We start from the raw sequence: 13,206 nt of genomic DNA on the forward strand, positions 1-13,206 counted from the left end.
TTAGCCTGTCAGCTTCAACAGCAGATCATCATCGACGAGTTCTCCTTTAGGTAGCTCTTTGATCACTTGTAAAACCTGCTGCACTATCCGTTCGTCAGGCTCTTTCCCCAGTTCATGCAGCCGGTGTATGATCGCTTTCCGACCGCTGTGCCGTCCCAGTACCAGTCGAATCCCGGATTCCCCGACCGTCTCCGGCCGGTAAGGAAGATAAGTATCGGGGTTCTTCAACAGACCATCCTGATGAATGCCCGCTTCTGTCGCAAAGATATTACTGCCGGCCACCGGTTTCATAGGAGACAGAAGGATCCCGGTCAGTTCTGCTACCAGCTTGCAAAGAGGTGACAGACAAGAGACATCCAGATGATGGGGCCGCTGGAATTCTTCCTGATGCAGATGCAGCGCCATCGCCACTTCTTCCAGAGCAGCATTCCCGGCTCGCTCACCAATTCCATTCACCGTGCACTGTACTACATTTGCACCGGCATCAATACAGGCCAATGTGTTTGCGACCGCCAGCCCCAGATCATTATGAAAATGGACCGCCAGCAACACGTTTTCAATCCCGGGCACTTCATCCTGAATCCGACAGATGAAGTCCTGGGCTTTCCAGGGAGTCAAGATCCCCACGGTATCCGGAAAACCAATCGTAGTTGCACCGGCGGCGATTGCTTCCCGGTAAACTTCGCATAAAAAATCGACTTCCGTACGACTCGCATCCTCCGGACTGAACGCCACGATGTCAAACTTCTCTGCTGCATACTGAATGCTGTCTACAATCAGTTTCAGCACCTCCGATTTACTTTTCTCCAGCTTGAACTGACGATGTAACGGGCTCGTACCACAAAATAGACTCACGCCTCGTTTGTGAGGTGGATTCCCCGCCAGCGCTTCATCAGCCGCATCCACATCACCAGGCAGAGTCCGGCACAAAGCCGTTAAGACAGGTTTCTTGATTACCCCCACCATACTTTGAATCGCATCAATATCTGCCTGTGAGGAAGCAGGAAAACCGGCATCCAGAGAGTGGACTCCGGCCGCTTCGAGGGCTTTCGCGATCTGCAGTTTTTCAACCGGATCCAGCGTTGCCCCCGGCATCTGTTCGCCATCACGCAGTGTCGTGTCACTGAATAGTACGGCTCCCGAGCGACGATGATGCCTGATTACCGCCCTTTTGACATTGTTTTTAATCTGTTTCTTCGCGCCGGAGAAAAACTGAAACATCAACTGCATCCATACAAAAGTGAAAGTCCAGAAAACGGATTTACCACCGATTATAACTCCGTGTCCCGTTTTATACAGTATTAGTTTTCCTGTTCCAGACGGATTTCGATCCTGCCGATACCAGCGACTCAGATTACCCATCTGTTTCGAAAAGAAGTGCACTGGACTGATGACAGGCTCTGACCAGGTTCTTTATAATCCAACTCCTTATGCCAAAGATCCACAACATGAAGTTGATATTACAAAATTCATCTGTTGGCCCGCCTGATTGACGGGTCTACAATAACAGGCGCGGATTGATTACCAGACACGGATGTTGACAGAGTCCAAGGATATGCCAGCGATGTTTTATTTCCCCTGCTGCAGTTTACTGCCTGAATCATTTCCTGTTCTCGGCGTAGCAGATGGAACAATGTGGACATCACTGGCAGGCATTCTGCTGCTACTGGGCGCAGCGCTGCTTCTGGGAACGATCGCAGAACAACTGCGGCAAAGCGCGCTGCTGGGATATATTGCAGCGGGAACTCTGGTCGGACCGAACCTGCTCGGCTGGGTTTCAAATCAAAAGGACATCTTTGATCTCGCAGAACTGGGTGTGGCGCTTCTGCTGTTTGCCATAGGCCTCGAATTCTCACTCCCCCGCCTTCGTCGACTGGGACGCATACCACTGCTGGCTGGCACGCTGCAGGTTATTTTCACGCTGCTGGCAGGATTAACGGTCACAGCCCTGCTGGGGTTTTCGATTGCAGAATCCCTGGCGGTCGGAGCAATGATTGCGCTCAGCAGTACCGCCTGCGTGGTTCGTATGTTGAACGATCGGGCGGAACTCGATTCTCCCCATGGGCGTACTGCATTAGGTATCCTGCTGGTCCAGGATATCGCCGTCATCCCACTGATGCTGATTGTCACGGCTCTGCTCAACGGAGGAACTCCGGGAGAGGTCATCGTCCAACTGGGCCTCTCGTTGCTGCTGGCTGCTGTCTTTGTCGCCGTGTTTTATGGATTGTTCAATTTTGTTCTGCCGCGCGTGCTCGAGCTTTCTTCTCTGCGACGAAACCGTGATTTCCCGATCCTGCTCGCAATGCTGATGGCAGCAGGCTCTGCCTGGTCGGCACATCAGTTGGGGCTCAGCCCGGCCCTCGGTGCCTTTGTCGCCGGAGTCCTGCTGGCAATCTCTCCCTTTGCAACACAAATCCGGGCCGATATCCAACCGCTGAAAACCGTCCTCGTCACTTTGTTCTTCGCAGCGGTCGGTATGTTTGCTGACCTGGGCTGGATCGCCGGTCACCTGGGTCTCGTGCTGGCGGTGGTCGCGGCAATCGTCCTGGGTAAGCTGGTCATCACATTCGGACTGGCTTACCTGTGTGGTCAACCCTGGCAGTTTGCCTTGGGAACCGGCCTCTGCCTGGCACAGGTGGGAGAATTTTCGTTTGTGCTGGCGACAGTGGCCCGCGGTGAACCGGGAATCAGCAGCATCCTGTCCGAAAACACTTTCCGTGCGATGATCGCCGCAACGATCGCAACGTTGATTCTAACCCCCTATCTTATTCAGCTGGCACCAGGCGCAGCGGACCTGATACGCCGCCTCTCTCAACGCAAACCAAAGCAGGTAGACGAACAGGCAGCTTCAAATATAATCGTTGAAGACTCGGCCTCCAAAACCGAATCTGATTTCATCATCATTCTCGGCTTCGGTCCTGCCGGTCAACGCGTTGCCGGAGAGCTGCTGCAGGTAGGTTTGAAACATATCGTGGTCATCGATCTGAACCACGAAAATCTCCAGATCGCAAAACAATATGGGCTGCACGCCCAACTGGGAGATGCGACGCAAATCGAAGTCCTGGAGCATGCGGGACTCTACCGTGCGCGACTGGTGATTATCACCCTCCCCAGCCCCACGATAGGTCGACAGATCATTCACCTGGTGCGTCAAATGGCGCCAGGCACTTCCCTGTATGTTCGCTGCCGCTACCATCTGCATCACTGGCAACTTCTGGCAGCAGGTGCCGACGTGATAGTTGATGAAGAAGAACACGTAGGAGAACGACTCGCACAACAGTTCCTGGAATCATCACTGTATCAACAATTGAGCAGTTCTTCACGCGAGCCAGAGAAAAAACGGGAGCAACAGGACTCCTGAATTGCAGATTTCCGGATAAAAAAACAGGCTCCTCGATCACAAGGATAGAGGAGCCTGAAGATACTTATTCTCGTCAGCAAATCTTACAGATTGGCTGAGGTCGGAACCACGAATGGTTTACGATACTCGCGAGACAACATCGGATTTGCTTTGGAAGCCATGCCACCGGTGAAGGTTTCTGACTTGCTGTCCAGAGACAGCTTGGGACCCATGCTGATCACAGTGTCAGTTTTGTCGAGCTTGTTGTTACCCAGATGATCCTGGAAGCGACCCAGTGTTTCCAGAGCTTCACTGTCTCCCTTGAACTCGCCGGCGACTTCCTTCACAGGCATTTTTTCGCCAAGTTCATAAGAGATGTTACCCAGATGACACAGGGCACTCGAAACGTGACCTTCTTCGATATCCGCATTCAGATCACTGATCTTGCGGCTGCGAACCGCATCTACGAAGTTTGCAAAGTGGTCTGCTGATCCAGAGAACTTCTTGATCAGTTTTCCATCCAGGTCAAACGCCGATGCACTGTTGTAAGAAGGAATCACAACGTATCCGTCGGTACCGTAGAAGATCACTCCCACTTTGGCGCCACGGTAGGCATCTGTTTCCAGACCACGTACTTCGAAGACCAGTCGCTTATCACCAAACTGGTGAATGCTGACCTGGGTATTCGCAACATCGCCGGCATCGGTGTATCCCAGTCGGCCACCATATGCCTGTACGCTGGAACCCACGTTATCAACACCCAGACCCCAGCGGGCCACATCCATCTGGTGAATCCCCTGGTTACCCAGGTCACCGTTACCGGTTGGTGTCTGCCAGTGCCAGTCGTAATGGAATCGCTGACGCGTCAGAGGAGCCATCGGTGCTGGTCCGAGCCACAAATCGTAGTCAACACTGGCAGGAACATCGTAGTTGCCCTTAGGACCGATTGACTTACGGCGTTTGTAACAGGTACCACGGGCCAGTTTGACTTCGCCGATCCCACCCGCTTTGACAAATTTTATGGCGTCAATCAGACCGGGTTGTGAACGGCACTGTGTGCCTGTCTGGACGATTTTGTTGTGCTTGCGAGCGGCTTCTACGATGCGTCGGCCTTCACTCACATTGTGGCTGACAGGTTTTTCACAGTAAACATCTTTGCCAGCCTGAATGGCCCAGATCGCTCCCAGAGCATGCCAGTGGTTGGGAGTTGCAATGCTGACGATGTCGATATCCTGATCGTCAAATGCTTTTCGCAGGTCTTTGTAATAAGCTGGTTTTTTGTCTGTTTTCTTATAAACATTGCCCACACCTTTAGTCATCCCGACGCTCTCGTCTGGATCGACGATGGCAACGATCTCAGTATCTTTCCGCCCGGCGAAGGCATTCAGGTGAGACTGACCACGTCCATTCACACCTAGTAATGCGACCCGCAACTTTTCATTAGGGCTGCTGGACTGTGACTCGGCTGCTGACAGCTGAGGAATCGAAGTGCTCAAGGCAGCGGCACCGGCTGCAGCAAACATCGATTGTTCAAGAAATTCGCGACGTGATTGTTGAGACATCTTCTTTTTTCTCCTCAATATATATTGTCAGAAGGTAGGGTTGCAAAGTGCACATTCAAGGCGGGGTTGAAACAACAGCTTCAGTATTTCTGGAGAAGGTATTCAGATCATACGTATCTGAGAACACCCCTTCCACGCGCTGTGCTTCTAGAACGCGTCACATTAAAACATAGCGTCTCTCAATCTATTATACTCGTTCCAAATGGCCCTGGAGACGCTACAGTAAAACTGGACACAGTCTATTATATTCTTAACACTCTTCACCAAAGTGTAACCGATGAAAGTACGAACATTCAAGGTTGAACTGAAAATCAGCTACGAAACAGAGTTATTTTCCAATCGAAACAGGGGTGATAACTCGATTGTTGAAATCAGTAGATCTAACCCTCTCTACGCTCATTCCGCAGACGTTAATGGCAGAAAACTTTGAATTCCGATCTCTTCCCGACTGGCAAAAGGTTCACCATAAGCCCGGTGAATCGTCCAGCCCCAGTATCTGGCCCTATCTTTAATGTCGTCTAAAACGGTCGGATGCTCGGTCGGACGACCAGCGATCATCTGACTTTCATAACACTGCACTGCCTGCATTTTCTGATCAATATATTCAGATATATCGAAAACAAAGCTGGGTTTGGGATGAATCCGTAAATGAATGCTCCAGAAGTAATACATTTGAGGAGGCCAGAACCGCTCCCCTGGCATATCCGTTTTACTCAGCTTCGCCCAGAAGCGAGCCGCATCCACCAGCTGGCTGGCGGCCACATGATCGGGATGTACATCTTCCCAGTAGGGCGCCAGAATAATCCGCGGACGCTGTGTCCGAAAGACAATCGCCAGCTCACGCCGTGCTTCCAGGTTCGACTCCAGACTCCGGTTCGGCAGCCCCAGATTCTCACGCCAGTCCAGATCCAGCACCGCAGTCGAGGCTGCTGTCTCCTGTTCCCGGATCTCCGGACTGCCATAAGGCGTTGGTTCACCATTGGTTAACTCCACAACTCCCACTCGCATCCCTAATGCTTTGCTTGCCAGAATCGTACCTCCCACACTGATTTCCGCATCATCCGGATGAGGAGCCACCACAAGTACATCTAAAGCAGAATTCACATAAACTCCTTCATAGCAGGAATCAAAGGCACCTGAGCCCCTCGCCATAAACAGGGGTAGACTCAGTTTTCGAAATTACTAAAATGCTGTACTCTCTCTGACGGGGATCTCCCCCACTCAACTATTATCACATCTAATTAGGTGACCATCAATCTTAGCGGTTGAGGACCGGCTTGTCCTCATTCGACGTAGATTGTATGGAGGAACATCTCATGAAATCGTTGATTTTGACGTGTCTCGTCCTCTCTCCAGCGTTATTTCTTGCTACCAGCTGTAATGCGATCATGGAGCCCATCTCAGAACTGAACCGCGAAACAATGCGAGTCTTCAAACCCAAACCTTTCGATCCGGACTGGAGTGGTGAAAATGAAATCGACCAGTGGAGTTCGGTCGGCGATGAAGCCCGCGGCGATCGCCCTAAAGAATCAGACCCCGATGGCTGGTGGCAGAAATATGTCATGAGCAACAAAGCCCGTAACATCGAACGCAATCTGGGAATTGAATAGTCCTCAAGATTACCTCGATCGTTCCTGAGCGGCATCTCCCAGCAAAACGGGACATTTTCTTGCATCTACTCACTCCTCAAGTTAAAATAACAGGTGGCTTTAGAGCCTCCTACTTTATTTGAACTTACCTGCTGACCGTTTCTCAAACGATCAGCTACCGTTGCTCGTACAGACCGACGGACTGGTGTCACCAAACCTGAAATGGCAATAAGGTAATCAGGCGACACTCTGATGCGACTCTGCAAGAGTGTCGATTCACCTGCGCACCGGCATTGCATTCCTACCCGAAGGTGAATACCCATGTTTGATCTCTCCCTGAGACCAGTTTCTCAGGCAGGCCTCGCATTCCTGCTCATCACCGCTATCACTGCGGTCTTCGCGGAATCTCCCGCAGCAATATTACAAGACAAGAATACAGCCAGCAGCGACGTCGATTTCAATCGAGATATCCGTCCCATCCTGTCCAAAAATTGTTTTCACTGTCACGGTCCCGATGAAGGCACTCGCGAAGCCGAACTGCGACTCGACGAGCGTCCCGCCGCCATCGCGAAACTACCCAGCGACGCCCATGCAATTATCCCTGAGAAAGCCGACCAGAGCGAACTCGTCCGCCGCATCACTTCCACTGATGAATACGCCATCATGCCGCCCCCCGAAGTCGGAGAAAAACTGACCGACGCGCAGATCGCCAAAATCAAAGCCTGGATTAATCAGGGCGCCCCCTACTCAAAGCACTGGTCCTTCGTTCCACCCGAACGTCCCCCACTGCCAAACATCTCACAACAGAACTGGCCGACCAATCCCATCGACCACTTCATCCTCGCGAAACTGGAAGCCGCCGGCTTAAAACCAAGTCCCGAAACCAATCGTTATACACTCATTCGACGTCTCAGCTTTGATCTTCGCGGATTGCCTCCTACCCAGGCCGAAGTCGATCAGTTCCTCAAAGACAAATCTCCCGACGCTTACGAAAAACTTGTCGATCGTTTCCTGAAAGATCCTGCTTACGGCGAACGCTGGGCCCGAAAGTGGCTCGACCTCGCCCGCTATGCCGACTCCAAAGGTTATGGCTCCGACCCACTCCGCATGACCATCTGGCGTTATCGTGACTGGGTGATATCCGCGCTGAATAATAACATGCCCTACGATCAGTTTACCCTCGAACAGCTCGCCGGCGATCTCCTCCCCGAAGCCACGCTCGAACAGCAGGTCGCTACCGCCTTCCATCGTAATTCCATGACCAATACCGAAGGCGGAACCGATGACGAAGAATTCCGCGTCGCCGCGGTCAGCGATCGCGTCGACACGACCATCCAGGTCTGGATGGGCCTCACCATGGGCTGTGCGAAATGCCACACTCATAAATACGATCCGATCTCGCAGAAGGAATACTATCAGCTCTACGCCTTCTTCAATCAGACCGCAGACAACGATCAACCCACCGATGCCCCCACGATCGCTGCTCCCACGACAGCGATGCTGCAGGAAACCGCACGCATTGAAACCGAAATCGCCGGCCTCAATAAATTACTACAGACGCCAACTCCGGAACTTGCCGCAGCTCAGCAGAAATGGGAATCTGCTCTGCACGCGAAACCTGACTGGCAGACGCTGACGCCACTGTCCGCGACTTCGTCTTCCAATAAAACAAAGCTGAAAATCCAGGACGATCAATCCCTGCTCGCCAGCGGACCTCCCTCCAACGAAACCTATACCATCGAAACCCAGGTCGATCTCAACACACTCAAAGCCCTGCGACTCGAAGTGCTCCCCGATCCCAGCCTGCCCGCTCAGGGGCCCGGTCGCGCCAAAGATGGAAACTTCGTCCTCTCGGAAATCAGTCTCACCAGCAAACCCGTTACAGCAGACACCCCCGTACAGGGACAGTTCCTCCGCATCGAACAGCAGGGAACCCAGAAGCAGATCCTTTCGCTCGCCGAAGTCCAGGTCTTCCAGCACGACAAGAACATCGCCGGCCAGGGAACCGCTACTCAATCCAGCACCACACATGACGGACCTGCCAGTCTCGCGATTGACGGCAATACCGACGGCCATTTCTTCAATGCGAAATCCACCACTCATACCAACACCGAAGTCGCACCCTGGTGGGAACTCAAGTGGAAAGAAAATACTCCCCTCGATCGCGTTGTCATCTGGAACCGCACCGATGGTAGCGGCGAACGACTCGCCAACTTCAAAGTCAGCCTGCTTGATGCCAAACGCAACGTCGTCTGGCAGACTATCGTGGCAGACTCCCCCAAACCATCGGCCACTCTGCCTGTTTCGAACGAACGTTCTATCCCGGTCCGCCGCGCCTTCGCTTCCTTCTCGCAGTCTGGTTTCCCGGTTACCGCCAGTATCAACCCCGCCAGTAAGAACCAGAAAGGCTGGGGCATCGCACCGCAGTCTGGCAAACCCAACTCTGCCTACTATATTCTGGAAAACAAACCCACCGCAGACACCGGCAAACAGAGTCTGCTCATCTCGCTGGCTCACAACTATAAAGATCCTCAATACGCCCTCGGTCATTTCCGCCTCTCCTATACCACAGAATCCAAACTCGAACCCCGACTCAAAGTCAGCGATGATCTCCTCGCCATCGTCGATACCAAACCCGCAGACCGCAGCCCCGCCGATCAGAACAAACTCGCCGCCTACTACCGCAGCATCGCTCCCGCTTTGAAAGCAACCCGCGATCAGATCGCGAAACTCCAGAAAGCCAAACCCGTTTACCCGCAGCTTCCCGTTATGCAGGAACTCCCGGCCGACAAACAGCGCGAAACCCATATCATGGTTCGAGGCAGCTTCCTCACTCCCGGCGATCGCGTTGAACCTGCTGTGCTCAGTTCCTTCAACTCGCCCCCCAAAAAAACACCCGCTAACCGAATCGCCGTCGCCAAATGGCTCACCGATCCCCAAAACCCGCTCACCGCCCGCGTCGCCGTCAATCGCCTCTGGTCTCAAATGTTCGGCAAAGGACTCGTCGTTACCGAAGAAGATTTCGGCACGCAAGGTGAACTCCCCAGTCATCCGCAACTCCTCGACTGGCTCGCCACCGAATTCGTCAGCAACGGCTGGGACCGAAAAGCCCTTCTCAAAACCATCGTCCTGTCCAGCGTCTATCGGCAGGATTCCACTACCCTGCCCGTGCATCTAAAAAAAGATCCCGATAACCGTCTGCTCTCGCGCGGCGCCCGCTATCGACTGGAAGCCGAAATGATCCGCGACCAGGCACTCGCCCTAAGTGGCCTGCTTAACCGAACCGTCGGCGGTCCCTCCGTCTACCCCGTTCAACCCGAAGGCATCTGGCGGGCCGCGTTCAACGGCCAACGAACGTGGGCTACCAGTAAAGATAATAACCGCTTTCGTCGCGGACTTTACACCTTCTGGCGCCGCACCGTCCCCTATCCGTCCATGGCCACCTTTGATGCGCCCAGTCGCGAAATCTGTACGATCCGACGCATCAGCACCAACACGCCACTGCAGGCGATGATCACCATGAACGACCCCGTCTTCATCGAAATCGCCCAGGCGCTCGGCGAACGGCTCTTCCTCGCGGCGGAGACACCCCGCGCCCGTATCGAATATGGTTTGCAACTCTGCCTGGTTCGTCCGCCTCAGCCCGAACAGATTGAACCGCTGCTGAAACTCTACGAATCCGAACTCGCGTTTTACAAAGCCCATCCCGAAGAAGCAGAGAAACTTCTGGAAAACCCACTGAAACCGATTTCCGCTCAATACGACAAAGCCGAGCTCGCTGCCTGGACAATCATCGCCAATGTACTGCTCAATATGGATGGTGTGCTCACCAAAGGATAAATCATGAATCTCAAACAACAACAGCTGCAGGCAGTCACCCGACGACATTTCCTCGCCCAGGGTTCCACCGGCATCGGTTCTCTCGCGCTGGGCGCTTTGCTCGCCGAGAACAATCCCACCGCCGCCAGCACACCCGCAAAACACGATGCCGAACTCCCCGCGTATCGGCTGCCGACCAAAGCCAAAAGCGTCATCTTTCTGCACATGGCCGGCTCGCCTCCGCAGCAGGAACTGTTCGACTATAAACCCGAACTCATCAAACGCAACATGCAGCCCTGTCCCGATTCGTTCCTCAAAGGGCGAGGCTTCCCCTTCATCAAAGGGCACCCCAAGATGCTGGGGACCCCCTACAAATTCAAACAGTACGGCGAGAGTGGAACCTGGATGAGCGAACTGCTCCCCCACTTCCAGCAGGTCGCCGACGAAATCACCGTCATCAAATCGATGCACACCGACCAGTTCAACCACGCGCCCGCCCAACTCTTCCTCTACACCGGCTCCCCCCGTTTCGGCGGCGCCTCGATGGGTTCCTGGATCACCTACGGACTCGGTTCTGAAAACAAGAACCTGCCCGGATTCATGGTCCTGCTCAGTGGCGGCAGCGATCCCAGTGGCGGAAAAAGTCTCTGGGGCAGCGGCTTCCTCCCCTCCGTCTATCAAGGCGTGCAATGCCGCACCACCGGCGACCCCATCCTCTACGTCTCCAATCCCAAAGGCATCAAACGCGAAGTCCGCAGACGCAGCCTGGATGCCCTCAAGTCGCTGAATGAATTCGAACTCAAACAGTTCGGCAACCCCGAAACCCTCACCCGCATCAACCAGTACGAACTCGCGTTCCGCATGCAGATGTCGGTCCCCGAAGCTGTTGACCTCGCCAGCGAAACCAAAGAGACCCACACACTGTATGGCACCACCGGCGCTGCCCCTTCGTTCGCCAACAACTGTCTGCTCGCCCGTCGCATGGTCGAACGCGGCGTTCGCTTCATCCAGCTCTTCGATTACGGCTGGGACATGCATGGCACGAGTAAAGGCAACGACCTGATCACCGGCGTCCCCAAGAAAACCAAAGACATCGACCAGCCGCTGTATGCGTTGATCTCCGATCTCAAACAGCGCGGACTGCTCGATGATACGCTGGTCGTCTGGAGTGGTGAGTTCGGCAGAACGTCCATGAACGAAGAACGCAACGGCTCCAAGTTCCTCGGACGCGACCATCACCCCCACTGCTACACCATCTGGATGGCCGGCGGAGGCATCAAAAAAGGCTTCACCTACGGCCAGACCGATGAACTCGGTTACTTCGTCGCCGAAAACAAAACCAGCGTCCGCGATCTGCAGTCCACCATCCTGCACCTCACCGGATTCGAAGCCCGCAAGTTCAATTTCCCCTACCAGGGACTCAACCAGCGTCTCATCGGCCCCGCCGACGAAGACCACCTGATCAAGGACATCCTCGCGTAAGCAGTCAACACGTTCTCTCGCTACAGGAGAATCAAGATGACGGTCACCGAAATCATCACGCAGCTGGAAGACCTGGGAAGTGAATCCACCAAAAGAGTCCTGATGAACCACGGTGCCCGCGAACCCGTGTTTGGTGTCAAAATCGCCGACCTGAAAGTCCTGCAGAAGCAGATCAAAACCGATTACCAACTGGCCCTCGATCTGTATGACACCGGCAATTACGACGCGCAATACCTCGCCGGTTTGATCGCCGACGCCGACCGCATGACAAAGAAAGACCTGCGCCGCTGGCTGAGCAAAGCCAACTGCATCACCCATTGTGGCACCGTTGTCGCGGGAGTGACCGCCGAAAGTCGATACGGTAACGAACTGGCACTGGAATGGATCACGGCCAGCAGAGAAGCCAAAGCCCAGACCGGCTGGACCACGCTCAGCAATCTGATCTCGATCAAAGACGACGCCGACCTCGACCTGCCCGAACTCAAGCGACTGCTCAAGCAGGTCGCCCAGACGATCCATGAACAACCCAACATGGTCCGCTACGCCATGAACGGCTTTGTGATTTCCACCGGCTGTTATGTCAGCGGCCTGACCGACGCCGCGTTGCGCACCGCTGAAAAGATCGGCACCGTCTCGGTCGACATGGGTCAGACCGCCTGCAAAGTCCCCGCCGCCGTCGACTACATTCATAAAGTTCAGCAGCGCGGCACCATCGGCAAAAAACGCAAGACAGCCCGCTGCTGAAAGGCAGACACTGCTTAACTGACGATTTAAGACGCGCATCTGGTCACTCCTCCCTGAGTTCACCTGATTCCATGTTGCTGTATAAAGTGAGTCGTTACTGAAAAGATTCCTCTTGACGCCTGGTTGTCGTTTGCCATCATTCCCGCTTATAAGTGTGTCGCGCGCGTGGTCCAGTATTTTTGCACCTGATCACCGCGAACCACTGACAAAACCTGTACTATAAAAGTCTCCTGTTTCGGAACCATTTTGACCAAAGGCTGCTCAAACATTCTCTGTGTATCGCCGCACTTCGCGCCACGATCACAACGGAACGCCCCGGCATCGCCCCCGTGTCGGCACAGGTCAGCCCATATCGCCACAAATTTTGTAGCATCAGCTCTTGACCTGCCCACGCCCTTCGAGAAAATCCCACCCACTGGCACAACATTTTTCCGTCCTCCAATAGTTTCAAAGAAAGAGTTCATTTTATCCAGGCCTTCCATTCAAAACAGGATCATTCAAAAACAGGAGCGGGAGCGTTTCACATTGAACCATAACGTTTCTTAATTCGAACTGTTGTTCCCCATGTGGGGCAACCGGAGCGAATGCCCTGCGGCTAATCAGTCATTAGAAGATCAGCCGCACGGCGTTAGCCGCGGTTAACACCGACAATGAAAAAGCTGACATAAAG

8 protein-coding genes are annotated in these 13,206 nt (G+C 53.8%); 5 read left to right on the plus strand and 3 right to left on the minus strand.

The features are described from left to right. On the minus strand, positions 1-1,221 hold the full coding sequence (locus Pan161_RS18320; protein ID WP_145229566.1) for a homocitrate synthase/isopropylmalate synthase family protein: 1,221 nt from the start codon (positions 1,219-1,221) through the stop codon (positions 1-3). Between the two features lie 343 nt (positions 1,222-1,564). Between Pan161_RS18320 and Pan161_RS18325 the strand changes: the two genes are divergently transcribed. Next, complete coding sequence (locus tag Pan161_RS18325) at positions 1,565-3,361, plus strand: cation:proton antiporter (protein ID WP_197995390.1); 1,797 nt, start codon at positions 1,565-1,567, stop codon at positions 3,359-3,361. Between the two features lie 83 nt (positions 3,362-3,444). Here the strand turns inward: Pan161_RS18325 and Pan161_RS18330 are convergent, their stop codons facing one another. Together Pan161_RS18330 and bshB1 are read right to left on the minus strand one after the other, a co-directional pair. Continuing rightward, the gene (locus Pan161_RS18330; RefSeq protein ID WP_145229568.1) at positions 3,445-4,902 is read right to left on the minus strand and encodes a Gfo/Idh/MocA family protein; all 1,458 of its coding nucleotides are present in this window, start codon (positions 4,900-4,902) and stop codon (positions 3,445-3,447) included. A 396-nt stretch (positions 4,903-5,298) separates the two neighbouring features. Next, positions 5,299-6,006, minus strand: coding sequence for a bacillithiol biosynthesis deacetylase BshB1 (bshB1, locus tag Pan161_RS18335; RefSeq protein ID WP_197995391.1), 708 nt, complete (start codon positions 6,004-6,006; stop codon positions 5,299-5,301). Between the two features lie 212 nt (positions 6,007-6,218). Between bshB1 and Pan161_RS18340 the strand changes: the two genes are divergently transcribed. The 4 genes from Pan161_RS18340 (at position 6,219) to Pan161_RS18355 (ending at position 12,536) form a co-directional block, all read left to right on the plus strand. Further along, a complete protein-coding gene (locus Pan161_RS18340) occupies positions 6,219-6,512 on the plus strand; it encodes a hypothetical protein (protein ID WP_145229570.1) in 294 nt (97 codons plus the stop codon). Between the two features lie 300 nt (positions 6,513-6,812). Continuing rightward, entirely contained in the window at positions 6,813-10,331 is a 3,519-nt protein-coding gene (locus tag Pan161_RS18345; RefSeq protein ID WP_145229571.1) for a DUF1553 domain-containing protein, read from the plus strand. A gap of 3 nt (positions 10,332-10,334) precedes the next feature. Then, positions 10,335-11,792 (plus strand): DUF1501 domain-containing protein, encoded by a 1,458-nt coding sequence (locus tag Pan161_RS18350; protein ID WP_145229572.1) that lies wholly within the window; start codon positions 10,335-10,337, stop codon positions 11,790-11,792. 36 nt (positions 11,793-11,828) lie between these two features. Continuing rightward, on the plus strand, positions 11,829-12,536 hold the full coding sequence (locus Pan161_RS18355) for a DNA alkylation repair protein (RefSeq protein WP_145229573.1): 708 nt from the start codon (positions 11,829-11,831) through the stop codon (positions 12,534-12,536). The last annotated feature ends 670 nt before the right edge of the window (positions 12,537-13,206 follow it).

Source organism: Gimesia algae (assembly GCF_007746795.1).
Taxonomy (GTDB): domain Bacteria; phylum Planctomycetota; class Planctomycetia; order Planctomycetales; family Planctomycetaceae; genus Gimesia; species Gimesia algae.

Coding starts and splice junctions, on each gene's coding strand:
- Pan161_RS18325 (WP_197995390.1), top strand. CDS start 1,565: ATGTTTTATTTCCCCTGCTGCAGTTTACTGCCTGAATCATTTCCTGTT.
- Pan161_RS18345 (WP_145229571.1), top strand. CDS start 6,813: ATGTTTGATCTCTCCCTGAGACCAGTTTCTCAGGCAGGCCTCGCATTC.
- Pan161_RS18320 (WP_145229566.1), bottom strand. CDS start 1,221: ATGTTTCAGTTTTTCTCCGGCGCGAAGAAACAGATTAAAAACAATGTC.
- Pan161_RS18355 (WP_145229573.1), top strand. CDS start 11,829: ATGACGGTCACCGAAATCATCACGCAGCTGGAAGACCTGGGAAGTGAA.
- Pan161_RS18350 (WP_145229572.1), top strand. CDS start 10,335: ATGAATCTCAAACAACAACAGCTGCAGGCAGTCACCCGACGACATTTC.
- Pan161_RS18330 (WP_145229568.1), bottom strand. CDS start 4,902: ATGTCTCAACAATCACGTCGCGAATTTCTTGAACAATCGATGTTTGCT.
- Pan161_RS18340 (WP_145229570.1), top strand. CDS start 6,219: ATGAAATCGTTGATTTTGACGTGTCTCGTCCTCTCTCCAGCGTTATTT.